This window comes from Thalassotalea litorea (assembly GCF_043642205.1).
Classification (GTDB): domain Bacteria; phylum Pseudomonadota; class Gammaproteobacteria; order Enterobacterales; family Alteromonadaceae; genus Thalassotalea_A; species Thalassotalea_A litorea.
In genome coordinates this window covers 1-15,783 of the sequence record NZ_JBHZSG010000014.1, presented here as the reverse complement: position 1 = coordinate 15,783, position 15,783 = coordinate 1, and the positions used below count along the sequence as shown (strand labels likewise).

General features: G+C 44.8%; 11 protein-coding genes. 8 read left to right on the top strand and 3 right to left on the bottom strand.

The window, feature by feature from the left end:
- The first annotated feature begins 17 nt into the window (after positions 1-17).
- Positions 18-1,316, top strand: coding sequence for an NAD(P)/FAD-dependent oxidoreductase (locus tag ACHUFQ_RS08735; protein WP_394174788.1), 1,299 nt, complete (start codon positions 18-20; stop codon positions 1,314-1,316).
- A gap of 31 nt (positions 1,317-1,347) precedes the next feature.
- On the opposite strand, the gene ACHUFQ_RS08730 is transcribed toward ACHUFQ_RS08735, so the two are convergent.
- The 3 genes from ACHUFQ_RS08730 to ACHUFQ_RS08720 all read right to left on the bottom strand — a co-directional run bounded on the left by ACHUFQ_RS08730 (position 1,348) and on the right by ACHUFQ_RS08720 (position 4,545).
- The gene (locus tag ACHUFQ_RS08730; protein WP_394174786.1) at positions 1,348-1,575 is read right to left on the bottom strand and encodes a DUF2986 domain-containing protein; all 228 of its coding nucleotides are present in this window, start codon (positions 1,573-1,575) and stop codon (positions 1,348-1,350) included.
- A 426-nt stretch (positions 1,576-2,001) separates the two neighbouring features.
- Complete coding sequence (gene gnd / locus ACHUFQ_RS08725; protein WP_394174784.1) at positions 2,002-3,459, bottom strand: decarboxylating NADP(+)-dependent phosphogluconate dehydrogenase; 1,458 nt, start codon at positions 3,457-3,459, stop codon at positions 2,002-2,004.
- Positions 3,460-3,465: 6 nt separating this feature from the next.
- Entirely contained in the window at positions 3,466-4,545 is a 1,080-nt protein-coding gene (locus tag ACHUFQ_RS08720) for an NHL repeat-containing protein (protein WP_394174782.1), read from the bottom strand.
- A 361-nt stretch (positions 4,546-4,906) separates the two neighbouring features.
- Between ACHUFQ_RS08720 and ppc the strand changes: the two genes are divergently transcribed.
- From ppc to ACHUFQ_RS08685, 7 genes are all read left to right on the top strand, one after another.
- Positions 4,907-7,462 (top strand): phosphoenolpyruvate carboxylase, encoded by a 2,556-nt coding sequence (gene ppc / locus ACHUFQ_RS08715; RefSeq protein WP_394174781.1) that lies wholly within the window; start codon positions 4,907-4,909, stop codon positions 7,460-7,462.
- A 317-nt stretch (positions 7,463-7,779) separates the two neighbouring features.
- Positions 7,780-10,011, top strand: coding sequence for an ABC transporter permease subunit (locus ACHUFQ_RS08710; protein WP_394174779.1), 2,232 nt, complete (start codon positions 7,780-7,782; stop codon positions 10,009-10,011).
- A 22-nt stretch (positions 10,012-10,033) separates the two neighbouring features.
- The gene (gene pstA, locus ACHUFQ_RS08705; protein ID WP_394174778.1) at positions 10,034-11,668 is read left to right on the top strand and encodes a phosphate ABC transporter permease PstA; all 1,635 of its coding nucleotides are present in this window, start codon (positions 10,034-10,036) and stop codon (positions 11,666-11,668) included.
- A gap of 41 nt (positions 11,669-11,709) precedes the next feature.
- Positions 11,710-12,534: a phosphate ABC transporter ATP-binding protein PstB gene (gene pstB / locus ACHUFQ_RS08700; protein ID WP_394174776.1), complete on the top strand. Its 825-nt coding sequence runs from the start codon at positions 11,710-11,712 to the stop codon at positions 12,532-12,534.
- An 18-nt stretch (positions 12,535-12,552) separates the two neighbouring features.
- Positions 12,553-13,260: a phosphate signaling complex protein PhoU gene (gene phoU / locus ACHUFQ_RS08695; protein ID WP_394174774.1), complete on the top strand. Its 708-nt coding sequence runs from the start codon at positions 12,553-12,555 to the stop codon at positions 13,258-13,260.
- Between the two features lie 426 nt (positions 13,261-13,686).
- A complete protein-coding gene (locus tag ACHUFQ_RS08690; protein WP_394174772.1) occupies positions 13,687-14,364 on the top strand; it encodes a TIGR00153 family protein in 678 nt (225 codons plus the stop codon).
- 18 nt (positions 14,365-14,382) lie between these two features.
- Positions 14,383-15,648, top strand: coding sequence for an inorganic phosphate transporter (locus ACHUFQ_RS08685; RefSeq protein WP_394174771.1), 1,266 nt, complete (start codon positions 14,383-14,385; stop codon positions 15,646-15,648).
- The last annotated feature ends 135 nt before the right edge of the window (positions 15,649-15,783 follow it).

The window sequence follows — 15,783 nt, the reverse complement described above, 5'->3', positions numbered from 1 at the left end:
TTCTGGCTAGCCATATCATGAATCAATCTCATTGTTGTGTCATTATTGGCGCCAGTCACGCGGGGGTGAATCTGGCTTTTGCGTTGCGCAAAGAAGGCTGGCAAGGGTCTATCAAATTAATTGATGCAGATCCGCATCTGCCTTATCACCGTCCACCGTTATCAAAAGGCTTTTTAACTGAAACGCCGGTTGATGGTCGTGCACCGATTGAAAAAATCCAGTTAAAACCTATTGCCAGTTATGAGAAAAACGACGTCGAATTAATGTTGGGGATTCGGGTCGAAAGCATCGATGCTGACGCGCAGCAACTAACCCTGACTAACGGTGAAACACTCAGCTTCACAAAGCTGGTATTGGCAACCGGGGCACGGCCCTTTATGCCACCGATTGATGGTTTGCAGGACGCCAAAAATCTGTTTCCACTAAGAACGGCCACTGACGTCATCGACATCAAGACAGCCCTGACAAATGGTAATAAAAACGTGGTGATCATAGGTGGCGGCTACATCGGGCTGGAAACCGCAGCATCATTACGAAAACTGGGGCATGAGGTAACCGTGTTGGAGCGGGAAAGTCGTATCCTAGCGCGAGTAACATCGCCACAATTATCGGCATTTTTCACCGAGCTTCATCAGCAACATGGTGTCGAGGTGCTAACCGATAAAGACGTAGTAAAAATAACTACCGACGACAACGGTTGTAATCAAATCCCAAATCAGATCATTTGTGCAGATGGCAGCCAATTTGCAGCCGATATTATTATTGTCGGTGTTGGTATTCGGGTAAATAGCGAGCTTGCCGCTGCTGTAGGTCTTAACATTGAACATGGTGGTATCAAGGTAGATAGCAGCGCTAAAACCAGCTTTGATAATATCTATGCGATTGGTGATTGCAGTTATCACTTCAATCCCCATTATCAACGTTTTCTGCGCCTTGAATCGGTGCAAAACGCCGTTGAACAGGCAAAAGTTGCCGCCAAATCTATTTGTGGTAAAGACGCTGAATACGATGCGCTACCCTGGTTTTGGTCGGATCAATATGACGTTAAATTACAGATGGTAGGTCTTGGTGAAGGCTACGATGACGTGATTGTTCGCGTTGAAGCCCAAGATGAAGGTGGAGATGACATTGTCCTAAACAATGTGAGTAAACGCTCGCTATGGTATTTCAAAGGCGAGGAACTGCTGGCAGTTGATGCGGTGAATAGTTCGAAAGCCTATGTATTAGGTACAAAGTTTATTAAGGCTAAAGAAACTTTGAATAAACAGAAACTTGCCGATCCTTCGGTCGAATTAAAACCGTTAAATTTCGTTTAAAACATACTTAGATGCTTTCACCCGAAAGCATCTAGCCTTCAGGCTTTTCCTCATCCTGCTCTTTCTTATCTAGATCAACTGCATCTAGGTTAACTGCTTCTGGCTCAGCCACTTGTTGCTGTTGTTGTAACTCTTCAGCAGCCATTTTCTCCCGTTCGGCTTTGGAGATGTATTTAGGCTTATTGCTGTTGTGAAGCTTCTTGTTGGCCTTTTTCTTTTTGGCCATCAAAATGGACTTAATTTTCTTTTTGCGGTTCATACTCTGGATGTTCTCGGCTCGTTGAATTCGGTCATTTTACCGCGAATACCAGGGCATTCAAAAGTGATTTAAAATGGTTATACCAATCACATTAAGTTTGTGCACAACTCAGAGTTAGGGCAGAGGTTCAGTTACAACATAGGTTTCGTTGATATAGTCATTCTATATTAATGAAATATAGGGTCGTAAATGGGCCTTAAGGTAAACTCCCTACGGGTGAGTTTTAAAGGCGTTTATCCTGCGTTACTGATTTTGGCTGTTTTTGAGAGCGGAATAACCATTCTCTGCAATCAATGCCTTGTCTAAAAGCCTTTAAATTCTCACTGAGTGAGCAATAATTTAATGTGATTGGTATTATTTAAAAGGCGATCAAAAAAGCAATGACTTTTCAGCCATTGCCTTTATGGAAAACCAGATTAGCAAGCGCTAAACGTCGTAGGTGGTGGAAGAGGTATCGCCACCACGCCCGGTCCAGTTGGTATGGAAAAACTCACCGCGGGGTTTATCTTTGCGCTCATAAGTATGGGCGCCAAAATAGTCACGTTGTGCCTGCAACAAGTTTGCAGGTAAGTCTTTACAACGGTAGCCATCGAAATAGCTTAATGCAGACGCCAGGCAGGGAATGGAAATTCCTGCTAATGTGGCTTCACTAACTACTTTACGCCAGCCTGGTTGCGCAGCTTTTATCGCCTGATTAAAGTAATCATCCAACAACAGGTTATCAATCTCTGGGTTTTTATCGTAAGCGTTCTTGATGTCATCTAAAAATACGCTGCGAATAATACAGCCGCCGCGCCACATTAATGCAATGGCGCCATAATCCAGCTCCCAGCCAAAATCTTCAGAAGCTTGCTTCATCAGGGCATAACCTTGGGCATAGGACACCATTTTCGAAGCCAAAAGGGCGTCTTTTAAGGCATCGATAAAGGCTTGCTTGTCACCGGCAAACTCTGTAGTAACGCCATCGATAATCTCTGAGGCTACAACGCGCTGGTCTTTTAATGCTGACAGACAGCGAGCAAATACCGCTTCACCAATCAAGGTTAACGGCGTACCTAAGTGTAGAGCGGTGACACCTGTCCATTTCCCCGTACCTTTTTGTCCAGCGGTGTCTAAGATAACATCGATTAATGGCTGACCATCTTCTTTGTAGGCCATGATGTCTGCGGTGATATCAATCAGGTAGCTGCTTAGCTCGGTTTGCTTCCAGTCAGCGAATACGTTTGCCATTTCATCAACAGATAAACCAAGGACATCACGCATCAGAATATAGGCTTCGCAAATCAACTGCATATCGCCATATTCGATGCCATTGTGGACCATTTTTACAAAATGTCCTGCGCCACCATTACCAACCCAGTCGCAGCAAGGTACATCACCATTCACTTTCGCGGCAATCGATTGAAAGATAGGTTTTACCAGTGGCCAGGCAGCTTTTGAACCGCCAGGCATAATTGATGGGCCTAATAGCGCGCCTTCTTCGCCACCGGATACACCGGTGCCGATATACAGAAAACCTTTTTCTTCAAGATATTTAGTACGACGGTCAGAATCTTCAAACTGGCTGTTGCCACCGTCGATAAGAATGTCACCTTCGCTAAGATATGGGAGCAATTGTTCTATGGTGGCATCCACGGCACTGCCGGCTTTTACCATCAACATGATTTTTCTTGGTGCAGCAAGCGAGTTTACAAATTCCTCAATGCTATAAGCGCCGCGAATGGTTTTGTCTTTGGCACGATCATTGATGAATCGATCGACTTTTGCAGTTGTACGGTTATACGCGGTTACCGTAAAGCCTTTGGAAGCCATGTTTAAAATCAGGTTTTCGCCCATTACGGCCAGGCCAATCACCCCAATATCTGACTGCTGTTTTAAGGTCATAAGAATCTATCCAATTTTTTCGAGTTTAATCGGGTAGGATTGACCTGCACGCCATTGTCCTACATATATATTGCCGTCGTCATCGATGCAAATACCATGCGGGTGGTTAAAGATATCCCAGGTCGTTGCCATCGGTTGTAATTGATTATTCCGATATTCAGGCTTACCAGCGCCTAAATTAACAACAAGGTTATTGCTACTATCAAATATGCTGATAAACCCGGAGTTATCGACATTTTTTCCATCGATATCCGACCAGCATACGGAAGTTACGAAATAATCTTCAGCAAACACCGGACCATGAACCCATGCTCCAGGGGTGTCTATCTTACCCTGATATTCACCTTCTAAGGAAAATAATTTTAGACATTGTTCTGCCCGAGAGCTAATGATAAGTTGTGGTGAATCTGGAATTCTTCGATCAATGGCTATCCCATGGGCGTTGGCAAGATTGTGGTCACTGTCGACATTGTCGTGACCACCAAAGTGAGAGAGATAACGCCCTTGTTTATCATAGCGGATCACATAGTCTGAGCCATATCCGTCGCAGACAAAAATATCTCCATTGTCGTGTATCGCAATATCGGTGGGACGATACGGCATATCAGGGGTGTATATACCGATGGTTTGCGGGTGAGACAACGTAAAAACAAGTACCCCATCAAGGGTTAATTTGGCAATAAAACCGGATTGGGCGATGACTTTATTGGTTGGCGAATCCCAGGCATCGGTGGATATACCGTCCCATTTTCGATTGCTGATCCAGCCACTGTCGACCAAATAGATAAATTCATCGTCACCTTCCTGGACGATTTCAATGGCATGGACGCCGGGAAACATTTTACCAAAGGCATCTATCAACTGGCCTTCGCAATCATAAACAATGATCTGGTTATCGGGGTGATCCGTGACCATGTAAATGCGTTTTTTGCTATCGATTGCAAAATCATGGCAGTTTTCTACCGGGTATTGCTCAGGATCTAAAATTCCCCATCGATTGTTCACGCGGTAAGTAAACGCACCTTCACCGATAATTTTGTGATGGGGATCTATGCCATTTTCAGGCAGGGCAATATGGCTGCTCATATAACGTCCTTTGATGAATTCATTGAGGGATAACCGTAATTAGGTTTAGCAATTTCAGCGCATAACATGACATATACTTGTTTGAGGTTTTAGGAGCGTTTTTTGCGGGCATCGGATAACGTCATACCGAAGCGTTCAACAAAAGAAACTAACCACCTAGCGCTACTGATTGTTTAATGTTAACAATGCGTGGAGGTTACAGCAAATAGCGTTTAATGCCAAATACCTTGATTGCAGATTGGTCAACTGGTCCAACTTAATGAAATATTGTGGTTTTTTTTACTATAAACCGCTAATCTCAGGAGCTTCTGCTAATTTTTAGTGGATTTTTCATGGAATGCCACGAACATGAGGTTGTTTAATGCTAGATTCAATTCGTAATAATATTCGTCTGCTTGGGAAGATTTTGGGAGAAACCATTGCTGTTGAGCAAGGGCCTGAGTGGGTTGAACGTATCGAAGCCATCCGTGCACTGGCGAAAGAAGTTAATACCAACGAAGAGGCGCTAAATAAGTTGCAAGACTTATTTGCCGACATGCCTGAAGCGGACATGTTAGTGCTATCTCGAGCGTTTAGTCAGTTTTTAAATCTGGCAAATATCGCTGAGCAACAATACACCATCTCCGAACAAGGATTGGCCGAGTTAGATATTGCCCATCCTTTAACCGAGTTGACGAAAAAAATTCAAGGCGTAGCGCCGGAAAAAATCCGCGACGCGTTCAGTAAATTACGCATCGAACTGGTGTTGACGGCGCATCCGACTGAAATCAATCGTCGTACGTTTATTCACAAATACCACCAGATTGCCGATGAACTCGATAACGGCAGTGACAATGTCTCCCGAATTGCGGAATTGGTAGAGCAGGCATGGTTTACTAATGAAATACGTGCTGAGCGTCCGACGCCGCTGGATGAATCCCGTTGGGGGTTGGATGTTATATCTGACAGTCTGTGGTCGGCATTGCCGCAATTTATTCGTGAATTAGATGACGTTTCTCAGCAATTACTTGGTGAGCCGCTGGCGGATGGCTTTATGCCTGTTAATATCGCCAGCTGGATGGCCGGTGACAGGGATGGTAATCCGTTTGTAACCGCCAAACTAAGCAGTGAAGCGATTCGCAATGCTCGCATCAGAGCATCAAGACTGTATTGGCGAGATGTCCGTGAGCTGTATCTAGAATTGTCGATGCATAAAGCCGATGCGGATCTTATCGAAGAAGACATAAATGGCGCGGGTCCATACCGACACCAGCTTAAACAAATTATTTCCCGTCTTGAAGACAATATTGCCAATCTGGTTAATGGCGATAAACCACCGACAATCAATGATGCCGATGTATTGCTCGCACCCTTGAAGCGTTGCCGCCAAAGTTTGATAAATCACGGCATGCACCGTGTCGCGGATTCGCAATTGCTGGACTTGATCCGCAAAGTTCAATGTTTCGGAATTTCTATGGTCAATCTTGATGTGCGCCAACATAGCGAGCGCCATGATGCGGCAATGGCCGAAATTCTCGAATTCCTGAATATGGGAGATTACCTGGCTTGGGATGAAGCAAAACGACAACAGTTTTTGCTAGCGGAGTTGGCGTCTTGTCGTCCGTTGCTGCCCGAGCACACCTGGAGCGCTGATACTCAGGAAGTCCTTGATACGTTCAACATGATAGCGGCCCAACCGCAACAGGTTCTGGGTATTTATATCATCTCCATGGCGAGCACAGCCAGTGACGTATTGTTAGTGCGATTGTTTATGAAAATTTGCGGTGTTAAATGGCAGATGCCAATTGCGCCACTGTTTGAAACATTGGATGATCTTAATAATGCGCCAGGAGTTATGGACGAACTTCTGGCGATGGATATTTATACCCAGAGTTGTGGTGGACAACAAACGGTAATGATTGGTTACAGCGATTCTGCCAAAGATGCGGGCGTGATGGCTGCAACATGGGCTCAGTATCAGGCGCAGGAAGCCTTAGCTAAAGTATTTGCTGATAAAGGTGTATTGCTGAAATTATTCCATGGTCGCGGTGGCACTATTGGTCGTGGCGGCGGACCCGCTCATGCCGCGGTTGCATCGCAACCTCCAGGTACCTTAGATGGTGGTTTGCGCGTTACTGAGCAAGGGGAAACCATTCGTTATAAATATGGATTGCCAAATCTGGCGGTGCGAAGTTTCCATTTATATGCCTCGGCGATTCTTGAGTCTTTGATTACACCACCAAAATCACCAGAACCAGCTTGGCGTGAACTGATGGACAAAATGGCCGCAGATAGCTGCAAAACGTATCGCAGTTACGTGCAAGATCAGGCAGACTTTGTCCGATATTTCCGTCAGGCAACGCCTGAGCAAGAGTTATCGTCATTGCCTTTAGGATCGAGACCGGCTAAACGTCGTGCCGATGGTGGCATTGAATCGTTGCGGGCCATTCCATGGATTTTCGCGTGGAGTCAAAACCGCATGGTATTACCGAGCTGGCTGGGTTTTGGTCAGGCGATTGCCAACCACAGGGAAGAGTACCAAGGCTTGATTGATGAGATGTTAACGCAATGGCCGTATTTCCGCTCGCGCGTATCATTAATCGAAATGGTGTATCTAAAATCCAATCCGATGATTGCGACGCGATATGATCAAGCGCTTGTCGATGACGAGTTAAAGCAAATGGGTGTGGATTTACGGACGCAACTGGCAGCCGATCAGGAAACGGTTCTGTCCGTTCTCGGGCATCAACAGCTGATGCAGAATGATCCCTGGAATCTTAGTTCTTTTGAACTGCGTCGTCCTTATCTGCTGCCGTTGCATTTGATGCAGATCGAAGCCTTGAAGCGTTTGCGTTGTTCTCCGGAACATACCGGCTATGAACATTTACTGATGCATACCATGGCAGGGATCGCAACCGGAATGCGCAACACCGGTTAACACCCAATGATGGGTTCGCTACTGTTAAAAAGAGCACATTTCGTGCTCTTTTTTATGTCAACTGTTTTGGCGTCAAAAGGGGGAGGGAGCATACCTGATTGCTTGCCATCATATTATCTGGAAATTATGTGTTAGCCGTTTTATTACGGCAGCCACAGTCATGTGTTTTTCAGTGTCTTTGAACGCTTGCAGGCATAGCCTGACACGTTATGGAGAGCAGTTTTTAATAATTAAATTTACCCTGTAACAAAACTGTCATATTTCTGTCTTATAATCCCAACCCATAATAATTTACAAGTCGCTATGAAGGTTTAAACGTGACAGTTTCCGCTAAAGCTTTTGATCCAAGGCAATTGAAAAACACCTTAGCCCGTTGGCTTATCTCCGCCGGTGGCGTTAGTGTGTTATTCACCTTAGTGCTTATCTTTATGTATTTGGTTTATGTCATTAAGCCAATTTTTGAATCTGCCAGCATAACCCCTGAAGCCAATATCCAACTGATAGAAAGTGGAAAAACTGTGGCTGTGGGTGTTGATGAACTTAAAGAAATCGGATTTCAATTTAGTGAATCGGGGGAAATGTCTTTCTACCAGTTGCAGGCCAATAATGAACATGAGGTTGGTGAGCGGCTATTAACTGAATCGATTTTGTCTGAGGGCGAAAGCTTGCAAGAGATTCAGGCAACAACGGCAAACCAATATGTTTTATTAACTACGGATGGCGCCATTAAAGTGGTTGAACCTTCGTTTGTCGTATCTTTTGATGGTGATAAGCGAATGATGAACCCCGCGGTTCGTTACCCGCTCGGTGAAGAGCCTATCTATATCGATGAAGATGAAACCGCAATCAAATCTTTTTCTTTTGTGATGAATGAAGAAAAAGCGGTAATCATTGCGCTTACCCAAGACCAACGACTCATTAAAACCTCTTTGCTTGCTGAAGATGATTTTAATTATGACCCAGAGTTTTCATCAGAGTATCAATTGATTCAGGAAGGTATTGATACGATTGACTTCATGCAAGTAACACCGGATATGTCACTGGGCGTTATTGCCATTGACAATAATGTGTCGGTATATGAGTTGGATGACGACTGGGATGTGCCAATGAAAGGCCAGTTTAACCCGGTAATTGAAGCACAAACGAATATAACCGCAATGACGTTATTGTCGGGCAGCAGTTCGATTCTATTTGGTACCGATAGCGGTAAGGTCTTGCAATGGTTTGAAGTTGCCAGTCAGGATGGTCGTGAATTTCAACAAATTCGAAGCTTTGACGCCAGTACCGACGAAGCCATTACCAACATCTATCCCGAACGTTATCGCAAGAGCTTTTTTACGGTAACGCCAACCGGGCAGGCTGGACTTTTCTATACCACCAGCGAAGCAAAATTGTGGCAAGGACCAATGCTGGATTCGGACCAGCAACTGTTTGCCATAGCCCCACGTGCCAATGGTTTGGTGCTTAGCAGTGACGGGCAGTTGGAACTGTTAACGGTTCACAACGAACACCCGGAAGTTACCTGGTCAGCCCTTTGGCAGGAAGTCTGGTATGAGGGATATCCTGAACCCGCATACATTTGGCAGTCGACATCCGGTTCGGATGACTTTGAAGCTAAATTTTCGTTAGTACCAATTTCTTTTGGTACCATGAAAGCCGCACTTTACGCGATGCTTTTTGCAGTACCTATCGCACTGGCTGCAGCCATTTATACCGCATATTTTATGCCGCCAATGATGCGTCGCACGGTAAAGCCGACCATTGAATTAATGGAAGCGTTACCAACGGTAATTCTCGGGTTCCTGGCCGGTCTTTGGTTGGCTCCCTTGATTGAAGAATACCTGCCAGCGGTATTTCTGTTACTTATCTTTTTGCCTTTAGCAACCTTTGTCACGGCATTTGCCTGGTATAAGCTCCCTAACAATATCAAACTTATTCTGCCGGAAACATTTGCGCCGTTGATTGTTTTACCGATCTTGATTCTGGCGGCCATGTTGGCATTCTCTCTGTCGCCTGTCGTTGAAACCGCATGGTTTGGCGGCGATATGCGTAAATACATTACCAACGATTTAGGCTTTGATTTTGACCAACGCAACGCTCTGGTCGTTGGTATTGCGATGGGATTTGCGGTCATACCAACGATTTTTTCTATGGCTGAAGATGCAATTTTCAGTGTTCCTAAACATTTAACTTCCGGGTCATTGGCTCTGGGGGCTACGCAATGGCAAACCTTGGTTAAAGTGGTATTGCTTACCGCCAGTCCGGGGATTTTTTCAGCGGTTATGATGGGCCTTGGCCGAGCCGTTGGCGAAACCATGATCGTGCTAATGGCAACCGGTAATACCCCGGTGATCGACTGGAGTATATTCCAGGGAATGCGTACCTTGTCGGCAAACATTGCCGTAGAAATGCCGGAATCTGAAGTGGGCAGTTCTCATTATCGAATCTTGTTCCTTGCTGCTTTCGTGTTGTTTGTTTTCACCTTTGTCTTTAACACCTTGGCTGAGTTTGTACGTCAGCGCTTGCGTGATAAGTACAGCTCTCTGTAGTGTTTAAGTAGGAATTTTAACGATGAAAACATGGTTTAAATCTGGTTCTCCCTGGGTATGGTTATCCGCTGCAGGCGTTAGTATCAGCTTAATATCTGTGGTTGGTTTACTATTCTTGATTGCGTCAAGAGGCTTGTCGTACTTTTGGCCCTCTCAGATCCATCAATTCGAATTACGTGACGTTCAGGGGCAGACATCGGTTGTTATTGGTGAGATCTATGAAACCGAGCGTATTCCTGCCAGCCAGTTGAATAATAAAAATGTCGATATTGGTGATGCCGAAACGGTTGAACGTTACTTAGTAAAAACCGGTAACCGTGAGCTGGTAAGCCTCGATTTTCGCTGGGTACTCGAGCCTATGGTGCAAAAACGAAGTCAACCCGACGATGTTGTGGTGATTGAACGACGCACCAATGGTAACTTTTACGGTTTTATCGAACAGGTTTATATGGACGGTAAACCGGTAGAACGAGCGCAATTAGAAGACTTTATTGATCGCGTCAGTGACTTACAAGAAGACATTGAACAATTACAAAGCGTCGATATCGGTGCCATTAATTATGAGCTTGAACGCATTCGTTTAAATGAACGAAAAGCTGAACTAGACGGTACGTTAACCGCATCCGTTAAATCGAATTTTGAACAGCGTCGTACAGAGCTTGCGAATCAATATAACGAGCTCGAGGCTAGCCTGAACAAGCTGCGACAGGATGTGCAACGTGACAAAATTGTGGTTCGGGCGATGGATGGACAAGTCATCGATATTAATCTCGAACAGGTGCTGCAAATTACCTTCAATAATCAGTTGGGATTGTTTGGTAAGTTAGGTCAGTTCTTGCATCAAATTGGTAACTTTATCGGCAATGATCCTCGCGAAGCGAATACTGAGGGTGGTGTATTTCCCGCGATATTCGGAACCGTACTGATGGTATTGCTAATGACGGTGATCGTATCACCTTTAGGGGTAGTTGCGGCGATTTACCTGCATGAGTATGCCGGTAATAATGCTTTTACTAAACTGCTGCGTATCGCGGTAATTAACCTCGCAGGTGTGCCGTCAATCGTATACGGCGTATTTGGTCTGGGATTTTTCGTTTATATGGTTGGTGGTTCATTGGACCAAATTTTCTATCCCGAATCTTTGCCAAGTCCAACTTTCGGTTCTCCAGGGGTACTGTGGTCTGCAATTACCCTGGCCATTCTGACGCTACCCGTCGTTATCGTTTCTACCGAAGAAGGTCTGGCACGAATTCCTTCTTCGATGCGCCATGGTTCGCTGGCTTTAGGAGCAACCAAAGCCGAAACCCTATGGCGGATTATTTTACCCATTGCCAGTCCAGCGATTATGACCGGTATCATTTTGGCCATTGCCCGAGCTGCGGGTGAGGTGGCACCTTTGATGTTGGTTGGTGTTGTGAAAATGGCACCGACGTTACCCTTGGATGGTAACTTCCCGTTTTTACATCTAGAACGTAAGTTTATGCATTTAGGCTTCCATATCTATGATGTCGGTTTTCAAAGTCCGAACGTAGAAGCGGCGCGGCCACTGGTTTACGCAACAGCGCTGCTTTTGGTAACCATTATTGTCGCATTGAACATGACGGCGGTATCGATTCGTAACCGTCTACGTGAGAAATACCGTGCTTTAGAGCACTAACGTGAATCTGAAGTACCAGAAAATAGCAGAGAATCAAAGATATGATTAATGTAAATCCGCAAGTGTTAACTAACGATAGCGACAGGCTGGATATCGCTAACCTAACACCGGAACAGGTCGCCCTGGAAATCAAAAACCTAAATTTACACTATGGTGATAAGCAGGCGCTACAGAATATTTCCATGAAAATCCCCAAAGGTCAGGTAACAGCGTTTATCGGCCCGAGTGGTTGTGGTAAATCAACCTTACTGCGCTGTATCAACCGTATGAATGATCTGGTTGATAGTTGTCGGATAGATGGTGCGATTGAGTTGCATGGCGAAAATATTTACGCCAAGCATGTCGATGTTGCACAACTTCGTCGTAAAGTCGGCATGGTATTCCAGCGTCCGAATCCGTTTCCAAAGTCGATTTACGAAAACGTGGTATATGGCTTGCGCCTGGTTGGCCAAAACAATCGACGTGTGCTGGATGAGGCCTGTGAGCGCTCATTGCGTGCCGCAGCGCTGTGGGACGAAGTTAAAGACCGAATTCATGACAGTGCCTTAGGTCTGTCTGGTGGTCAGCAACAGCGTCTGGTTATCGCCCGGGCAATCGCCATCGAGCCAGAGGTGTTATTATTAGATGAACCCACTTCAGCTTTGGATCCTATTTCAACGTTAACCATTGAAGAGTTAATTAATGACCTGAAACAGAAATATACGGTCGTTATTGTAACCCATAATATGCAACAGGCTGCTCGTGTAAGCGATCAAACGGCATTTATGTACATGGGCGATTTGATTGAGTATGCAGATACCAACACACTGTTTACCACGCCCGCCAAGAAAAAGACCGAAGACTATATCACCGGCCGTTACGGTTAATCGACAGGAGACAGTCCCATGGAAAAGTTTAATACTGGCAGACACATATCCGGCCAGTTCAACCAGGAATTAGAAGCGGTTCGTAATCATGTAATGACAATGGGTGGGCTGGTTGAACAGCAGCTCAAAGATGCATTGCAGTCCGTAAGTGAGCACAACGAAGATTTGGCTCAGAAAGTATTGACCAGCGATTATAAAATCAATCGCTTGGAAGTATCAATAGATGAAGAATGCACCCGCATTATTGCCAAACGCCAACCAGCGGCTAGCGATTTACGTCTTATTATGGCAATCATTAAGACCATTGCCGATTTGGAACGTATCGGTGATGAAGCTGAAAAGATCTCGAAAGTCGCTTTGGAAAATTTCCCAGGCAAAAAGCAAGATTTTTTACTAAATCTTGAAAACCTTGGTCGTCTGGTTCTATCGACTTTGCATGATACGTTAGATGCGTTTGCAAGAATGGACTTCGACGCGGCGCTAAAAGTGCATCAAAACGACGATCGAATTGATCGCGAATATGAAGCCATGATGCGTCAGCTAATGACTTACATGATGGAAGATCCACGTTCGATACCATCGATCATGAGCGTTATCTGGTCAGCGAGGGCGTTGGAGCGCATCGGTGACCGTTGTCAGAATATTTGTGAGTACGTCATTTACTTTGTAAAAGGCAAAGTTGTACGACATATATCTGAGGAAGATATGGATGAGTTTATCTCATAATATCAATCACATTAAATTATTGCTCACTCAGTGAGAATTTAAAGGCTTTTAGACAAGGCTTTGATTGCAGAGAATGGTTATTCCGCTCTCAAAAACAGCCGAAATCAGTAACGCAGGATAAACACCTTTAAAACTCACCCGCAGGGAGTTAACCAGAGGCCCATTTACGACCCTAGATTTCATTGATATAGAATGGCTATATCAATAAAATCTATGTTGTAAATGAACCTCTGGGCTAATTCTGAGTTGTGCACAAACTTATTGTGATTGGTATAACATTTTGAAAATGAGAAAATAACTGATAGTTTAGTAACCATAATTGGGTTTTTTACATCAATAAACCATAATTACGGTTGAAATAGGGGGCAGATAGCGTATATTTGCCCCGATTTTTATGAAGCAGCAAACAAAGTTGCAGGAAACATTATGTCTGCCAATAACATTCTGGGTGTATTTGCAAAATCACCTTTAAAACCACTGGAACAGCACGTTAATACCGTTTATAAATGTGCAAAATTACTTCCATCTCTATTTTCCGCTTGTGCCAATGACGACTGGACCAAAGCCGAAGATATTCGTAAAGAAATTTCAAACCTGGAAAAAGATGCCGATCAGCTGAAACGGAAGATTCGAATTGAGATTCCGGGCGGGATTTTTATGCCTGTACAACGCACCGATTTGCTCGAGTTGGTAAGCCAACAAGACAAAATGGCCAATAAGTCGAAAGACATTGCCGGAAGAATCCTGGGGCGTAAGATTACTATCCCTCAAGAGCTTTCCGCGGACTTTGATGCATATTTATCGCGCTGCCTGGATGCGATTAAACAAGCGGCCAAAGCGATAAACGAAATGGATGAATTACTTGAAGCCGGTTTTGGTGGTCGAGAGTTGGATTTTGTTGAGACCATGATTCATGAATTGGACTCAATCGAAGATGACACAGATATTATGCAAATTAAATTGCGTCAGGGTCTGTTAGCCATCGAAAAAGATATGAATCCGGTAGATGTCATCTTCTTATACCAGATCATTGAATGGGTTGGCGACTTAGCCGACATCGCTGAGCGTGTAGGCGCTCGCTTAGAAATCATGTTAGCAAGATAATTAAAAGGTTTCGTAGTAATGGATATTTTAGCTAATTATGGAACCATGTTGGTTCTGGTTGCCGCAGCCGTTGGTTTTTTTATGGCTTGGGGTATTGGTGCCAATGATGTTGCAAATGCAATGGGTACCTCTGTTGGTTCGAAAGCGTTAACCATTAAACAGGCAATCATCATCGCGATGATTTTCGAATTTGCGGGTGCTTATTTGGCCGGTGGTGAGGTTACCTCGACGATACGTAAAGGCATCATAGATGCCAGTTATTTTACTGATATCCCAGAACAACTGGTATTCGGGATGATTTCCGCGCTATTTGCTGCAGCAACCTGGCTATTGGTTGCGTCTTATCTTGGTTGGCCAGTATCTACCACCCACTCAATTGTCGGCGCGATTATCGGCTTCTCTGCCATTGGTGTTGGTGTTGAAACGGTTGCATGGGACAAGGTTCTGGGCATCATTGGTAGTTGGATTGTCACACCATTGATTGCCGGTGTATTTGCATTCATTATCTTCAACAGTGCGCAAAAACTGATTTTTGATACGGACAAGCCGGTAGAGCAGGCGAAACGTTGGGTACCTTTTTACATGTTCCTGGCAGGTTTTGTACTATCTTTGGTAACCATCAAAAAGGGCCTGAAGCATATCGGTTTGGAAATCGGAGCCGTTGAAGGTTACATGTACGCAATTGCGGTTGCTCTTGCGGTTGCCTTAGCGGGTAAGTTCTTTATTTCTCGCCTTGATTTAAACCTAAAGGCCGACCGTCGTGCTCAGTACGTGAATGTAGAGAAAGTGTTCGCAGTATTGATGGTCATTACCGCGTGTTGTATGGCATTCGCTCACGGTTCAAATGATGTTGCAAACGCTATCGGTCCATTGGCTGCGGTTGTCAGTATTGTCGAAAGCAATGGTGAAATTGCTTCAAAAGCAGCGCTAGCCTGGTGGATATTGCCACTTGGCGGACTAGGTATTGTTGCCGGTCTTGCCATCTTTGGTCACCGCGTTATTGCGACCATAGGTAAAGGCATCACGCATTTAACCCCAAGTCGTGGTTTCGCTGCAGAGCTAGCCGCTGCATGTACCGTTGTTGTAGCCTCCGGTACCGGCTTGCCAATCTCAACTACTCAAACCCTTGTTGGTGCTGTTTTGGGTGTAGGTATGGCACGCGGTATTGCCGCTATTAATATGGGCGTTGTCCGCAATATCGTGGTCTCCTGGGTCATCACATTGCCAGTTGGTGCCACCTTATCGATTATGTTCTTCTGGATGATCAAAGGGGCGTTAAGCTAACCCTGCGATTACCCACGTCATGCAAAACCGGAGCTTATGCTCCGGTTTTTTTATGAGAGTAATACCAATCACATTAAATTATTGCTCACTCAGTGAGAATTTAAAGGCTTTTAGGCAAGGCTTTGATTGCAGAGA